Genomic DNA, 16,371 nt, shown 5'->3' with positions numbered 1-16,371 from the left:
GACACTATGAAAGAATCGGAAACCACACCATACCAATTACCTATAAATAATTATAATTATAGGAATATTCGAAACATTACTCATTTATTTATGATACTATTTTAATAATCTGTCCTTCTGACAGAGACTATCGCCCTGCTAGAGGAGAAGATCCAATGACAATCGGTTCAAAAATCCGTTTTCATAGACTGAAACGAAAGTTAACCCAAGAAGAGTTATCAAAAGGTATTATTTCTGTTTCCTATCTATCCAAACTAGAAAACCATCAAGTTACCCCTTCACCTGACATCATCGATTTACTTTGTGAACGTTTGGGAGTAAATAACCTTCTGGAAAGTCCAACCAATTTGAACAAACTTCTCGAAAACTGGAATCATGCATTACTCTGGAATAAATCTGATGAAATCCTTACTACATATCAACTCATCCAAAGGGATCTGGAACAAACAGATGATTTGATTCCACATTTATTTTATCAGATTCTTTGCTTCCGCTGGCAATTAGTGCAGGTGAATCTCCCTCAAGCTTTGAAGCATATGATTCATATTCAATCCAATTATAAGGAACTGACGGATACCCTAAAATTCTATTATCATAAATATAAGGGAAACTATTATTATCTTAGAGGAGACTATGATAAAGCGCAGGGAGAACTGAAAGAAGCCGAAACCTATTATGTGCTAGGAAATGTTGTCAATGAAGAAGAAAAGGCGGATTTATATTATCTCTTCAGTTTGGTCTTGACCCGATTGAACAGGTACAGATTGGCCATTTTTTACGGAGAGCAGTCCCTCGCCATTTTCCAGGGAGTATATTACCAAAAGAGATGTGCAGAAGTCCATTTACTATTAGGGATCTGCTATCGGAGAATACGCTATATAGAGCAATCGATGAAACATTACGAATGGGCGAATTTCATTTCCCACTCCATTCAGTATACGTCTTTATATTCTAAGGTGGAGCAAAACCTAGGCTATTTAAAATCCTTTATGAACAAAAGCGACGAAGCAATCCAACATTATTTGAAAAGTATTGAATTAAAAGGGTCTGATCAAGAAGGACAGCTTTATTCTATCCTCTCTCTCGTCAAAGAATATTATAAGATGAAACAATTTTCAGAAGTGCATTACTGGTTACCTAAGGGTTTACGACTTTGTTCAAAAGAAAAGTATCCGGATAAATTCTATCAATTATCCTACTATCAATTTGCCCTGAAAGATTTCCCAAGCGAGTTTGAGACATTTATGAAAGAATACAGTTTGCCCTTTTTCAAGAAAAGTGGATCTCAGCTGTTATATGCTGAACACTCTAAATACCTTGGGCAATATTATCAGGGGATTCGAAAATATAAGCTCGCAGCATTCTATCTCAATGAAGCCAATGCCATTTATGAGGAAATGGTGATTTTATAAGGGGGTGAAACAAATGAAAAAGATCAAGCAATTACTCATCATTTCTAGCCTTACTGTTATGGCATTAGCTGGAGTCATCGTCATCAACTCCAATGAAGAAGAATTCCCACCATTCTCTAGTACATTATAATTCCAATCGGGACTGGCCTTTTTAAGGACCAGTTCTTTTATTTTGCTCTATCCTTAAGTTAGTTGATTTATTCCAAAGTAAATGCCATGGCTTTATCAATCAGGGTTTCTTAGTATGATGAGGGACACGTTTACTATACAAGTAAAAAAGATCCCTATCCCAAAATAGCAACAAACTTAGCAAAACCCCTTTTATAAAGAACCACTCAAAGAACTTTATCAATGAAATTTTCTGAATAAAGAGATATAGTTATTAATGAATACATATTAAGGGGGATTTACTGTGAATCATGCATTTGAAACAAACTTAGAGAGATATGCAGATTTGATCGTACGTGTAGGATTAAATCTACAAAAGGACCAAGAACTTTTAATTTCCGCACCGGTTACATCTTTTGAATTTGTGCGCCTGATTACGAAGAAGGCATACGAAGCAGGGGTAGTGAACGTCTTAACCGATTTCCATGATGAAGAGCTAAAGAAAATCCGCTTAGAGGAGTCCACTGAAGAAGGGTTGAAATCATTCCCTGATTGGAAGGCAAAAGGCTATATTGAAATGGCAGAGAACAATGTAGCACTGTTGAATTTAGCGGCACCAAACCCTTCTCTTCTAAGAGATACGGATCCTTCAAGGGTTGCGATGCTGAATAAAGCCTCAGCTGAAGCCATGAAAGATTTTTCAGCTTATATCGGTGGAGGAAAAATAAGCTGGCTGATAGCGGCTATTCCGACTGTCGAGTGGGCCCAGACTGTTTTCCCAGAAGTGGATCAGGAAGAAGCTGTTCAAAAATTATGGGAAAACATTTTCTACACAACGAGAACAGATCAAGAAAACACTGTTGAACTATGGAAATCCCATATTGAGAACCTGAACAAAAACGCGAACCGTTTAAATGAAAATCACTACAAAAAACTTCATTATAAAGGTCCAGGGACAGATCTCACAATCGAATTCCATCCAGAAACAAAATGGATTAGTGCCCAATTCACAAATGATAAAGGTACCCCATTTGTTCCGAATCTCCCGACGGAAGAAGTGTTCACGATTCCTTATAAATATGGAGTGAATGGTGTTGTATCAAGTACGAAGCCATTAAATTATAGCGGTACGCTTATAAAGGATTTCAGCTTAACCTTTAAAGAGGGTAAAGTGGTCGAGTATACTGCTGAGGAAGGCTATGAGACCTTAAAGAATCTATTGGAAACCGATGAAGGAGCTTCTTATTTAGGCGAGGTTGCACTAGTGCCTCACGACTCCCCTATCTCCAATACAAACATTATTTTTAATAACACCCTTTTTGATGAAAATGCATCTTGTCATATCGCTTTAGGAAGAGCCCTTTCCGTATGTATTGAAGGTGGTAACAAGATGTCAGCAGATCAATTAGAGAAAATCGGATTTAACCAAAGCATGGTCCATGTCGACTTCATGATCGGCTCCGAAGGATTGGATATTCATGGTGAGAAAGCGGACGGTACGATTGAACCAATTTTTAAAGCTGGTGATTGGGTTTAATATTTTTGATATAAGGAAGAATAATGATGAAGGCTTAAATGTTCCATTTAAGCCTTTTTCTTATGGAAATTACACTGTTTATCAAAGATTCACTCCTTACCACGAACTAATATTGGAAAAACTTACATAGAATGTGACAAATAAATTTCTTTTTTAACATATTCAATACTTCACGAATGATTTACAATAGTAGTATACCTTTTAAAGGAGCGATTTTCTTGTCAGTTAATTATAAACGATCGTTTATATGGAGTGGCCTTCTCATTATCGGCTTCTTCACTTTATATACTATATTTCATACGACTAACGTACAATCCAGCGAGAAGCCATTAACTGCTGTCGAAAAATACCCTACTGTATTTGTTCATGGATACAAAGGGACTTATAATTCCTTCAGGACGATGTTAGATCGATTTGAGAATCAACATGGATGGGGACAAAAGACACTGGAAATCACAGTATCTGAGAAAGGCAGCGTCAGATACAAAGGGACACTTCCTAAAAATCCTACCTCTCCTCCACTTGTTCAGGTCATTTTTGAAGATAATCATGCATCATTGGATAAACAAGCGATTTGGCTTGAGAATGCTATGAAGCTTTTGCACCATCAATTTGATGTTCAGGCTGTCAATATCGTCTCCCATTCAATGGGTGGCCTAGCTTCGACAAAGTATCTTGAAAATACCAGCGATGGTTCATTTGTGCCTAAGACACATAAATTCATTACGATTGCTACCCCATTCCTTGGTGTGACGAAGGAATCTTATGATCAAATCAATACCGGTGCGGCAGTTATCGATTTGAAGCCCCAATCCCGTGCTTTGAAGGAAATGTATATGAATCGAAATCTCATTTCCCCTGATATAAAGGTATTATCTGTGGCAGGTTCCGGGGATGATGTAGTAAATGTCCAAAGTGCTTTAGCAAGTCAATCATTATTCGAAAGAAATCCCTATCAGTCCACGATTGTATATGATCCATCGATTTCACATAGCGGTTTACATGAAACGATTAAGGTTGACCGACTTGTAGGCGATTTCCTTTGGAGCAAATAAGATTCTTCCCTGTTCAAATCGAATTTCGATTCTGAACGGGGAAGTTTTTTTATGCAGTTGCGTAAACTGCTGTAACGTTCTATACTACACAAGACTATACCTCAAGGTTAGGATGAGAAGAATGACAAAAGAAAGAATTGTGAAAGCAAATCCAACATACATACAACAATTTAAAAAAGGCTACCCCCTTTTAAATAAAGAAAATGTGACCACATCTATTGAGAATGCACAAGAAGGAGATATCCTGAAACTAATCGACAATCGCAATCAATTTATTGCGAAAGGATACTACGGTAGACAGAACAAGGGAATCGGCTGGCTATTAAGCTGGAAAGAACAAGAGTTGATTGACAAAGAATTGATTTATAAAAAGATTCAAGCTGCAATCAACCAGCGACTTCACTTCTTCTATAGCGATGATACAACAGCATTCAGAGTCTTTAATAGTGAAGGCGATGGATTCGGAGGCTTCACTATCGATTACTTTGACGGATATTATTTGGTTCAATGGTATTCAAAAGGTGCTTATTCCTTTCAAGAAGATGTGATTCAGTGCATTAAAGAATTAACCGAATACAAAGGGATTTACCAGAAAAAAAGGTTCGCTCAAGATGGGAAATACGTGGAAGAAGATGATTTTGTCGAAGGTATTCGCCCTTCTTTCCCTCTTCTCGTCAAAGAGAACGGTGTGCAATTTGCCATTTATTTAAATGATGGAGCGATGGTTGGCGTATTCCTCGATCAACGAGAAGTACGGAAAAGAATTCGCGACGCGTATTCAGAAGGAAAACGAGTCTTAAATACGTTTTCCTACACAGGAGCCTTTTCAGTATTCGCAGCTCTCGGTGGTGCCATTGAAACCACTAGCGTAGACTTAGCGAATCGGAGTTTAAGTAAAACGATTGAACAATTCAGCATCAACGGAATTGACTATGAAGCTCAAAATATTATAGTTGAAGATGTCTTCAAATACTTTAAATACGCTGTCAAAAAAGAACTTTCCTTTGATCTTGTCGTTCTTGATCCACCAAGCTTTGCACGCTCCAAGAAACATACTTTCAGTGCTGCTAAGGACTATAAAGATTTATTGAAAGAAGCAATTGCCATTACTGAAAAGAACGGTACTATCGTGGCATCAACGAACTGCAGCACATTCAATATGAAGAAATTCAAAAGCTTTATTGATGTAGCATTCAAAGAATCAAATGGGAAATACAAAATAGTCGAAGAATACTCACTTCCTGAAGATTTTAAAACACTAAGCCAATACAGACAGAGTGACTATTTAAAAGTGGTTTTCATCCGAAAACAATAATAAGGAGGAACGGACCTTCAGAGGTCCGTCCCTCTCCCTATTTAATTTCCATATACAAATGACAGAATACTCTGTCATTATTTCCTCGGAAACCGCATGAAACGACAAAACATTGAATTCATTGGTGAATTATATCGAAAAGGGAGGCAAAATGATGAAAAAAGCAATATTTCTTGATCGTGATGGTGTAATTAATGAAGTAAAAACAGAAAGAGTGAACTTCGTAAATCATCCATCCCAATTTTATTTCCTAGAAGGAGTTACCGAAGCCATAAACAACTTTTCCCATTCAGACTTCCTTCTATTTGTTGTCACGAATCAAGGCGGAGTTGGTTTAGGATACCTTTCCCATGAAGAACTCCACTCCATCCATGACTACATGGTCAACGAAATTAAAAATGCAGGCGGAATCATTCAAGAGGTTTCATGCTGTGTACATAAACCAAATGAGGGGTGTTCATGCAGAAAACCGGAAGCCGGTATGCTCCTCGACCTAGCATCAAAGTATGATGTGGATCTTTCTCATTCGTATATGATTGGCGACCGTGATGTGGATATAGAAGCTGGCCGCAAAGCCGGATGCACCACTATCTTACTTTCTGACAGTCCCTCTCCTTCCTATAATGCGAATTATATATTTCCAAACTTACTGAAAGCATCTGAGTATATCGTAAACAATAAGTAAGTCATCAAGGTGTCTCTAAACGGAGACACCTTTTTTCTAAACCCACTCTCCTCCATATGTAACACTTTGTTATTGCGCCACTTCACTGAACCTATTAAACTGAATTAGTAATTCGTTTTTCCTACAAGTGTTATGAGAGTGATTTTGGGAGGATTTTCGATAGATTGAAATGAGGAGTGTCAAAAAGATGAATCTTATAGGTAAAGGGATTACCCGATTTTATAAATGGGTGATTTTATTCTGGGTCATACTCGCAGGGGTATTTGGTTATTTTGCCACAGATTTAGCTTCTATATTGGGTGGGGACGGCTTCCGAACAGAGGGTCAATTTGAAAAAGTTAATGAGGAATTAACGAATACATTCGATTTTCCTGAGTCCTCCATCCTTCTGCTCATGGAAAAACAAGATGCTCAATCGAACGTGGATTTCAACACTTCTATTAAAGAAACACTTGGAAAAGTAGAAAAGCTGTCAATCACCTCTTCTATTCAATCTCCTATCCAAGATGAAACATTAATGAAGGACAAGTTAGCTTATGCCGTTTTATCCTTCGATCAATCAGATATATCAGTTGAAACAAAAGAGATACAGGAACTCATTAAGGAAAATCCTGGACAGTCTCTGACAGGCGCGTCCATTATTAGTTCCGATATAAACAAGGCGAGTCAGGATGATCTGAAAAGAGCAGAATTGATTGGGTTGCCGTTCGCCCTGCTTGTCTTATTAGTTGCGTTCGGTTCTGCCATCGCTTCTATCGTCCCCGTTGTAATCGGCATGGTAACGGTCGTGACGTCATTTGGTATTCTTACATTAATTGGAGAGCATATGGAGCTCTCCGTCTTCTTGCTGAATGTTGTTCCAATGATCGGTCTTGCATTAAGTATTGATTTCTCTTTACTATTTATTAATCGTTATCGTGAAGAATTAATCAAGACGTCGATTTCAGAAGCTATACAGACAACCATTAAGACGGCAGGAAGATCAATCATCTTTTCTGCTGTGTGTGTGTTCATCGGTTTAGGAGCGATGATGCTAATTGATATCGATATTTTCCAAACAATCGCCATCGGAGGTATGGTTGTCGTCCTGTTAGCTGTTGTCTCGGCTTTATCCCTCCTCCCTTCTGTTCTCATGCTGCTGGGAAATTCCATTAATAAATGGATGCTCATCAAGCAAGAGGAAAATTCAGGCGGAAAGTGGAAGACTTATGCAGGCTTTATCATGAAAAGACCTGTTGTGCTTGCCTTGCTAGCCATCTTGGTATTAATGATCGGTATTTTGCCAGTTCGATCAATGAACCTGGCAATTCCTGATTCCGAAGCATTACCGATTACGTTTGAATCACGCCAAGCAATGGATACGATTCAAGAAGAGTTCCATACCAATGAAGGTAGTACAGTGTATGTTGTCGCGGAACGCAAAGGAAACTGGGTAACCAAAGAAGGTCTACAAGAATTGAACGAACTCATTTCGGAATTAAAAAAAGAAGACACCGTGACTTCGGTTGATTCGATTTTCTCCACAACGAATATTGGATCACCGGAACAGTTATTCGGGGCTCTTCAGCAACCAGAAACAAAGGATGGAATTCAGCCTGCTTTAAACCGATTTATTCAAGGGAGCAAAGCATTGATACCTCTACATCTTTCTATAAATCCATCATCATTTGAGGCTCAGGAATTAGTGAGCAAATGGAGTCATAAAGAATGGAGTCATCCACTCCTGTTTGGAGGTCAGGTCAAGTTCAATCAGGAAATCTTTGATGAAATCTATCAAAAAGTGGGTCTGTGTTTACTAATTATTTTAGGATCTACCTATTTAATCCTGATGTTTGCATTCCGTTCCATTATCATTCCATTGAAAGCCATTTTGATGAATATCATTAGTCTTTCATCGACATTCGGTATTTTGGTATGGATTTTCCAAGGGGGGCATTTTGGACTTCCTGAATCTGATATCGCCCTCGTTCTACCGGTATTGGTATTTAGTTTAGTCTTCGGGTTAAGTATGGACTATGAGGTATTCCTTATTTCAAGGATTCATGAGATCTACCAAGAAACAGGCGACAATACCCGATCGACAATTGAGGGTCTTGCATCAACCAGTAAGATCATTACATCTGCTGCCCTTATTATGATTGTGATTACGGGTGCCTTCGCCTTCACCGGTGTCATGCCAGTAAAACAAATCGGAGTTGGGATTGCCATCGCCATTTTCATCGATGCAACCATCGTCCGCATGATACTTGTTCCTTCATTAATGAAGCTATTGGGTGATTGGAACTGGTGGATGCCTTTTACCAAGAAGAAAGAGCAGGAATTGAGAACACATAAAGCTTCTTAGAGACTTATCGGAAATTTACCAAAGTCACCCTGATGAAAGACTTACATCAGGGTGACTTTTCTAGTAAGAGATCCGTTTTAACGTTTTAAATTAGGGAATTCTATGTTAAAGTACTATGGAACTAGCGTGAACGGGAGGTATTGGATGAACCAGCAGGAATTATTACAAATTATACAAGATCACTATCCTTTTGATGTCCTTTCGACTGAACAATTAGATTATATTATCTCTGGATCTAAATACACCACCTTCAAAAAAGGAGAGTTTCTCTTTCACGAAGATGAAACAGTGGATGAGCTTGATATTTACTTTCTTGTTTCCGGACTTGCCAAGAATGTCCTTCATCGCTCAAGCGGGAAACAGTACTCACTCCGTTTCTATTACCCGGGTGACTTAATCGGTATTATGATTATGCTTACAAGCGGACAAATGACCTTTTCAGTTCAAGCCATAGAAGATTGTACTGTGTTTCGAATCCAAAAAGACCGGATCTTAGAGGTCATGACGAAAAACAATGATTTTTCAAAAATCATTTTTGAAAGTATCGGTAATCGTATGAAGACGCTTTACGACGAGATTAAGGTGAAGTCTGCTACGGAAACTGATGATGAGAACATCAATTTATTCCGGACAAAAGTACATACTCTTATGGAAAGCCCTACTTTCATTGAGGAGAATGCCACGATTGTGGAAGCAGCCAAAAAAATGAAAGAACAAGATGCTTACGGATTAGTGGTCGTGGATCATAAGAAAAAAATGCAAGGTATCCTTACTCAACGTGAAATTCTGACCTATATAACTAACCCGACGATTTCTGAATCCGTGAAGGATTGGATGAAGAAACGGCCATTTTGGATCCGGGACGAGTCCTTTGCATATGAAGCACTCTCATACTTCAAACACGAAGAGGTTGATTTCGTACCCATCATACGAAATGATAGTGTAGTCGGAATCCTCACTAGTACATCATTTCTAAATATACAGGATTCAAATTATCTGGATCTTTCCTATAAGATTCAAAAAGCTTTAACGATTGATGAGTTAGTGAAGCTCGCAACAGTGAAGAGCGAAACCTTTCAACAGTTCATTCAAGACCTTCTTGCTCAAGACAATTTTGGCTACGATATATGTGAGGTTATTTCCAACTATAACGATCGCCTGCATCGGAAGATCATTCAATTGTGTGAAAAGGAAATGCGTCAGGAAGGATTTGGGTCTGCCCCTATCAATTATTGCTTTATTGTAATGGGCAGCCAAGGACGAAGTGAACAGGGTTTCCATACCGATCAGGATAATGGGATCATTCTTGATGATTATAATCATTTATCTGACCTCAAAAGAGTGGATCATTATTTTCAGGCATTCACTGAAAAATTGAATCTAAAGCTTGCTGCCTGTGGTTTTCCAGAATGTACTGGTGGAATTATGGCCAAAGAACAAAAATGGAAGCGATCCTATACAGATTGGAAAAAGGCAATTGATGAATGGCTTCATGAAATGGATGCTCAGGAAGTCCAGAATATCACGATGTTCTATGATTTCCGTCCAATCTACGGAGATTATTCAATCGCAGATGAAATCAGAAATTATTTAGCTGAGAAATCGAAGCGTTCCCTTAACATGCAACAGCTACTACGAAAGGACGCGCTCCGATTCAAACTTCCAGTTGGTCCTTTAGGAAGAGTAAACCTTAAACCTAAAAATCATTTATTCAATATAAAGAAATCAGGGCTCTTACAAATCGTCAATATGATTCGCATTCATTCTGTTAAATATGGAATTAAAGAAGTAAATACCATCAAAAGGGTTCAAGCACTTAAGAAAATTCAAGCTTTCCACCCTCGGGATGCAGAAAATGTAAAAACAGCAATGCACATCCTTTTAACTCTGCGAACGAAACAAAATCTTCTTGAACTAAGTGAGGGGAAACCTTTAAGCAATGACATTGATGTACGAACACTTTCAAAAGAGGATCGTCAAAAATTGAAAGAATCCATCCAAATTGCCAATCGACTTCAGCAAGTGATGGAAATCAGCTTTAATAGGAACCGGGTGGTCTAATGGATAATGTGGGTATTCATGTAGGCTTCCGCATTCTTAAATATTATCTATGGCATCAATTTTTCTTTCGCTATCAAGTAAAACGAGAAAAAGATAAGTTATCCTATCATAAATTAGCACGAACTCTCAAACAGTTTGAAGAAGAAAAACCAACTCTTCAAAAAAAACATTTATTCGATTGTACGTTTACAATTTTCGATCTGGAGACTACCGGTTTCTTCCCTGAAGTCGGGGATGAAATCATTTCCATTGGAGCCGTAAAGGTGACGGAAGGAAAAGTTCAAAGGAACGATACATTCTATCAAGTTATTAATCCACTCCAGACGGTTTCAAGGGAAACCAAACGATTTACAGGTTTAAGACGAAAAGATTTTATAAATGGAGTTACGTTACCGGTTGGTTTGGAAAGGTTTTTAGAATTCAGTAAGGGCACCATACTTGTGGCTCATCCTGCGAGCTTTGACATTAACTTTTTGCAGAAGCGGATTTATAAATGGGAACTCCCTTTCTTTGATCCTGAGTATGTTGACTCCTACTCTTTGGCGAATGGTCTACTTGCTAGAGACGATTGCTATTTAGATGCGCTTGTGAAAAAATTCAACATCGATAACCGAACTCGTCATCATGCTTTAAATGATGCGATTATGACTGCAGAGATATTCGAAAGACTTTTGATGATCTGTTATGAACAAGAGGTTCATACAATCCGCGGACTTCACGAGTTTTTACTTGAAGAGTTAGGATAATCGTGTGCAGTGGTCGAATTTAGCTTTAATAGTAAGATACAAATTCATTCTTTTTTTCACTAGTAAGCTCTGTCACCATCTATCGGACTCACTCATAGTCAGAGCCTTTGTAGCTCCTGTGTTAGAAAACGACAATCTTTCCGAAAAGATCCAAAGAAAAAAACGCTTGAGGATTGATTCCTCAAGCGTTTTTTTATGATTCATTTTATCGAATTTGACCAGTACCATGCATCATATATTTGATAGTCGTTAAAGCTGGAAGCCCCATTGGTCCTCTTGCATGGAGTTTCTGAGTAGAGATGCCAATTTCAGCACCGAAACCTAACGCGCCACCATCTGTAAATCGAGTGGAAGCATTATGATATAGCGCAGCTGCATCAACAAGCATCATGAATTTCTTTGCTTCTTCACTATTCTCCGTTACTATTGCTTCTGAATGCTTTGTACCATACTGCTCAATATGTTCTACTGCTTCATCAAGAGAAGAGACAATCTTAACAGCAATATCAAGACTTAAATATTCATTTGCCCAATCCTCTTCCCCTGCAAGTTTCGCATCTTCAATGGAGGCAACTACTTTTTCATCTCCATGAATGGAAACCTGATGTGCTTTAAGTTTTTCGACAAAGGCAGCTTTATTCTTTTCAAACCATTCTTCATGAACGATAACGGTTTCTGCCGCATTACATACAGCCGGACGATCCGTTTTGGCATTAATCATGATGTTTAATGCCTTCTCCACTTCTGCATCTTTATCGATATAAATATGACAGTTTCCAACACCCGTCTCAAGGACTGGTACAGTAGCATTATTCACAACAGCATTGATTAATGCACCGCCACCCCTCGGGATTAACACATCAATATGCTCTTTCATTGTAAATAATTCATTTGTTGCTTCACGATCTGTCGTATTGATGAATTGTACGGCATCTTTAGGAATGTCCGTATTTTCTAAGGCTTCGTGCATTACATCAACAATGGCTTTATTGGACGTAATGGCATTTGAACCACCTTTAAGAATAATGGCATTACCAGATTTCAATGCTAGACCGGTAGCATCTACTGTCACATTTGGACGTGCTTCATAGATCATTCCGATGACACCAAGTGGTACTGTCACTTTTTGAACTTGCAGTTGATTTTCGAGTTTCCAATCAGAAACGATTTTCCCAGTTGGATCTTCAAGGTCTGCTACTTGACGAAGTCCGTTTGCAAAATCCTCTACTCGTTCTTTTGATAGTGATAAGCGATCCATAAATGCAGCTTCGAACCCTTTTTCTCTACCTCTCTCAAGGTCTATTTTATTTTGATCAAGAATGGCCTGATAATTGTTTTCTAGGTGATTTGCAAGGGTATGAAGTGCTTTATTTTTTTGCTCTGTTGTCAGCAAGCTTAGTGTTTTTGAAGCTTTCTTAGCAAGAATCGCTTGTTTTTTTACATCGGTTTTTTCTGCAGTTAAAGTCATCAAATACCTCCTGATTAGTTTAAAAAGCTGTTTTCATATACTCTTATGATATTTCGTGCATGTCACTAATAATTATTATTAAATCTAAAAAACATATCGGAAGGGGAATAAGATACCCCTAAATTAAACTCCTACCGGAATGGGTACTTCTACATGACATACCAAGTGGTCGACTTCTACAACGATTTCATCTGCTTTGATGTCTGTAGGATTTTTCAGTTGGCCAGATCGATAATTGACCATTCCTAAACCAATTTCATCATTACGGTTATCAAGGATTCGTACGACTGCGCCTTTGTCGAATCGGCCATTCACAGAGTAAATATCATCGATGGTTAAGCTTTGCTTCTGTTCTAAGATTCGATCTTTCGCATCTGCATCAATGGTAATTACACCTTCAGGACCAGAGTTGAATGCTATCCACTGCTTCTTAGAATCAAGGTTAACCGAATCTTCCGTCGATTCGAAATAGGTTCCTTTTGCCGTATGTTGCACAGCATCATAAATGATGTTTGCAGAACCGGATTTACCAAGGAAAGCTGGAATGCCGGAAGCCATTGTAATCTTGAAGGCATCTATCTTGGAACGCATTCCGCCTGTTCCTACTGAACTTCCTGGTTCTCCTGCCATATCTTCAATATCCTCTGTAATTTCAGTTACACTTTCAAGCAGTTCTGCATCAGGGTTCTTGCGAGGATCAGAATCATAAAGACCGTCAATATCCGATAGTATGATTAGTTGATCCGCATCTACCAATGCCGCTACTTTGGCAGAAAGTGTATCATTGTCTCCAAATTTCAAGCGATCAATTGTTACAGTATCATTTTCATTCACGATTGGAATGATTCCTCTTTCAAGCAGGACATTAATCGTGTTTCGTGCATTGTTGTATCGGTCTTCATCAGAAAAATCACTACGAGTGATTAGAATTTGCGAAGCGACATATCCGTTTGAAAATAAAAGATCAGAATATGCTTCAATTAATAGCCCTTGACCAATAGCTGCTGCTGCTTGTTTCTCTGGTAGCGAGCTTGGGCGTGTCAAGCAGCCTAATTTACGATAACCCGCAGCGACGGCTCCTGATGAAACAAGCAATACTTCATGACCGTCATCCTTTAAACGGACAACTTCATCTACAAGACGCTCAAGTTTTCTGCGGCTCATTTCTCCATGTAAGCTTGTCAATGAACTACTTCCAATCTTAATGACGATACGTTTCTTCTTATTATCTTGGGACATTCAATCACTCCTAGTAAAGAGGTCCATCCCTTGCCCCTCTTTCTATTTGCAGAGACGGACCTGTATTTCTTGTTTATTTGGTAATATTTATATGAGGTGTAAGATTTTCGATGTTTGGTTTAGCTTGTGACTAATTGCTTAGATTGTAAGGAAGAACTGATTTCTTTGGAACGTTTTTCTGCTCCTTTTACTGCTTCTGAAATCGCCTTACCTCCACCGAACTGAGCTAATGCATCAAGTCCTGCAGCTGTAGTACCATTGGGGGATGTAACATTTTCTCTTAGTTGTGTTGGTGACTCTTCTCTTTCAAGCATCATTTTGGCTGCACCGAAAATGGTTTGAGCACCGATTTTACGTGCTAACGCTGGATCCAATCCAGCCTCGGCACCAGTCTTTTCAATGTGCTCCATTAAATAATAGAAGTAAGCAGGACCACTTCCGGCAATCCCAGTAAAGATGTCCATTTGATTTTCTTCAATGACGAACACTTCACCAATGCTAGATAATAATTCTTCTGCATTATTCATGTCTTCTCTTGATGTGAATCTTCCGGCACTGATTGCAGTGGCAGATTCCTTCAACATGCTTGACGTATTCGGCATCACTCTGATCACAGATTGACCAGCCGGCAATTGTTCTTCCATATGAGAAGTTGTAATTCCAGCTAAGACTGACATGATTACCGTATCATTCCTTACTAAATGATTAATGGAATCTAATGCTTTATCAATATCCTTTGGTTTCATAGCAAGGATCAAAATGTCAATTTCATTAAAGGGTAGATCATCTTTTGTTAAAGCGGTGATAGCATATTTCGCTTTCATTTCTTCTAGTCTTCCTTGATTGCTTCTATTGGAAACAATAATTTGTTCAGATGGAATCTTTCCACTTTGTACAGTTCCTGAAATCATTGCTTCTGCCATATTTCCTGCACCTAGAAAAGCAACCGTTTTATTTTTTAACAATCATATCCACTCCTCATCGTATACTAAGTTTTCTTTTTTAAAATACTTTTCATTTTTTGTTTTAAATTGATTTTCATTTTTAAGGTTCATTTAATAGTTAAATAATCACATTATGTTGCCAAAAGCCTTTATTGGCGTGTGCTTTGTTCACAACGTTTATAATCGTAACATGCTGATAGATGATATCAAGGGCAATAAAGGAAGTAGTTAGGAATCTGCCGTAATAGCTAGTGGAAGCGTTATCATTCCCATTTATGTTAGTCAGATTCCTTCTAAAGGCTGTATATAGGACGAGAGAGCGTATAATCAGAATTTTAATTTTTGGAATTTGAGTGTACATACATCGAAAAGTGTTTAGAATACTGTTAGACCGGTTTTGGGGGTTGCTTCTATTCCGTTTTCTAATTTCATGCAAAAAAATCCCGTTAAGCCGATTAATGCTTAACGGGATTTTCAATAATTATTCAGTTGCAGCTTCGTCAGAGCTCTTACCATTCAGGAAGTCTTTTAGAGCTTGAATATTTTCTTCGAAGTCAATCTCGAGTACTGATCCTACTCCACTGTAGCTACCAAAACCATATGAACCTTTAACGGGAATTGTAAGCTTGTCCATGTCACTGCTGTTACTAAGCAGTATATCTTTTGCTATGGAAATTTGATCAAGCTTATTCATATTCGTCTGGATATAAGGTTGAATCGAACCTGCCATCTTAGGAAGTTTTGTGACCCCTCCAATGGAAAGGACTTCATCTTTAAGGGCTGCAATGACTTTTTGCTGTCTTTCTACCCTTCCAAAGTCTCCTTCTTCATCGTGACGGAATCTCGCATACCCTAATAATTCTTTCCCATTAAGTTGTTGGACTCCTGGTTGCAGAGAAACTCCGATGTTTTCTGACATTGCCTTCTCAACGTCCATTTCGATACCTTTAGGAGCTAAGACATCAACCGACTGTTCAAATCCTTTAAAGTCCACAATCATAAAATATTGAATATCAAGATCAAAGTTCTGCTTTATCGTTTTTCTGAGCAATTCAGGACCACCTAAATAGAAAGCGGTATTCAGCTTATAGTTCTGGTATCCAGGTATTTCTGCATATATATCTCTCATAAAAGAAACGAGTTTGGTTTCATTCGTTTTAGGATCGATTTGTGCAAGCATCATCGTATCGGTCCTTGACTTCTCCTCGCCCCTGCTATCAACACCTAATAATAAGATGTTCACCTTTCCGTTCTCATCTTTTACACCATTGAATTTATAATCTTCCTGCATCTGGTCTTCACCAGCCATTTTATATCCACTATAAAATTGAAAAGCGGCATAGCCGAGCAAACTGAAAATAAGGAGTAATAATACCAAGATTACTTTTCTTCCACGTTTTTTCTTTTTGGTCTTGCGATCTAATCGTGAATCCATTTCTTCACCTACTTTTATGACA

General features: G+C 38.3%; 12 protein-coding genes. 8 read left to right on the top strand and 4 right to left on the bottom strand.

Translation table 11 applies throughout. The annotated features are described in order from the left end of the window. Window positions 1-155: 155 nt before the first annotated feature. The 8 genes from FGG79_RS04130 to FGG79_RS04095 all read left to right on the top strand — a co-directional run bounded on the left by FGG79_RS04130 (window position 156) and on the right by FGG79_RS04095 (window position 11,263). Complete coding sequence (locus tag FGG79_RS04130; protein ID WP_138776476.1) at window positions 156-1,412, top strand: helix-turn-helix transcriptional regulator; 1,257 nt, start codon at window positions 156-158, stop codon at window positions 1,410-1,412. A 412-nt stretch (window positions 1,413-1,824) separates the two neighbouring features. Next, window positions 1,825-3,057 carry an aminopeptidase gene (locus FGG79_RS04125; protein WP_138776475.1) on the top strand — a complete coding sequence of 411 codons (1,233 nt, stop codon included), beginning with the start codon at window positions 1,825-1,827 and terminating at the stop codon, window positions 3,055-3,057. Window positions 3,058-3,275: 218 nt separating this feature from the next. Continuing rightward, window positions 3,276-4,112: an alpha/beta hydrolase gene (locus FGG79_RS04120; RefSeq protein ID WP_171050792.1), complete on the top strand. Its 837-nt coding sequence runs from the start codon at window positions 3,276-3,278 to the stop codon at window positions 4,110-4,112. A 121-nt stretch (window positions 4,113-4,233) separates the two neighbouring features. Beyond that, window positions 4,234-5,427, top strand: a complete 1,194-nt coding sequence (locus FGG79_RS04115) for a class I SAM-dependent rRNA methyltransferase (protein ID WP_138776473.1) — start codon at window positions 4,234-4,236, stop codon at window positions 5,425-5,427. 154 nt (window positions 5,428-5,581) lie between these two features. Next, complete coding sequence (locus FGG79_RS04110) at window positions 5,582-6,112, top strand: D-glycero-alpha-D-manno-heptose-1,7-bisphosphate 7-phosphatase (RefSeq protein WP_138776472.1); 531 nt, start codon at window positions 5,582-5,584, stop codon at window positions 6,110-6,112. Between the two features lie 187 nt (window positions 6,113-6,299). Then, window positions 6,300-8,456: an MMPL family transporter gene (locus FGG79_RS04105; RefSeq protein WP_138776471.1), complete on the top strand. Its 2,157-nt coding sequence runs from the start codon at window positions 6,300-6,302 to the stop codon at window positions 8,454-8,456. Window positions 8,457-8,600: 144 nt separating this feature from the next. After that, window positions 8,601-10,517 carry a DUF294 nucleotidyltransferase-like domain-containing protein gene (locus FGG79_RS04100; protein WP_138776470.1) on the top strand — a complete coding sequence of 639 codons (1,917 nt, stop codon included), beginning with the start codon at window positions 8,601-8,603 and terminating at the stop codon, window positions 10,515-10,517. Then, complete coding sequence (locus FGG79_RS04095; protein ID WP_138776469.1) at window positions 10,517-11,263, top strand: 3'-5' exonuclease; 747 nt, start codon at window positions 10,517-10,519, stop codon at window positions 11,261-11,263. Before FGG79_RS04100 ends, FGG79_RS04095 begins: the two co-directional genes overlap by 1 nt. Before the next feature lie 205 nt (window positions 11,264-11,468). On the opposite strand, the gene FGG79_RS04090 is transcribed toward FGG79_RS04095, so the two are convergent. The 4 genes from FGG79_RS04090 to FGG79_RS04075 form a co-directional block, all read right to left on the bottom strand. After that, window positions 11,469-12,731 carry a glutamate-5-semialdehyde dehydrogenase gene (locus tag FGG79_RS04090; RefSeq protein WP_138776468.1) on the bottom strand — a complete coding sequence of 421 codons (1,263 nt, stop codon included), beginning with the start codon at window positions 12,729-12,731 and terminating at the stop codon, window positions 11,469-11,471. A gap of 123 nt (window positions 12,732-12,854) precedes the next feature. Beyond that, on the bottom strand, window positions 12,855-13,970 hold the full coding sequence (proB, locus tag FGG79_RS04085) for a glutamate 5-kinase (protein ID WP_138776467.1): 1,116 nt from the start codon (window positions 13,968-13,970) through the stop codon (window positions 12,855-12,857). A gap of 119 nt (window positions 13,971-14,089) precedes the next feature. Next, complete coding sequence (proC, locus tag FGG79_RS04080; RefSeq protein ID WP_138776466.1) at window positions 14,090-14,935, bottom strand: pyrroline-5-carboxylate reductase; 846 nt, start codon at window positions 14,933-14,935, stop codon at window positions 14,090-14,092. 460 nt (window positions 14,936-15,395) lie between these two features. Then, window positions 15,396-16,349, bottom strand: a complete 954-nt coding sequence (locus FGG79_RS04075; protein ID WP_138776465.1) for an LCP family protein — start codon at window positions 16,347-16,349, stop codon at window positions 15,396-15,398. Between the last annotated feature and the right edge of the window lie 22 nt (window positions 16,350-16,371).

The organism is Bacillus sp. BHET2 (assembly GCF_005938125.1).
GTDB lineage: Bacteria > Bacillota > Bacilli > Bacillales > Bacillaceae_B > Rossellomorea.
Note: the sequence above shows the minus strand (reverse complement) of the source record. Positions and strands in the feature narration are given on the sequence as shown.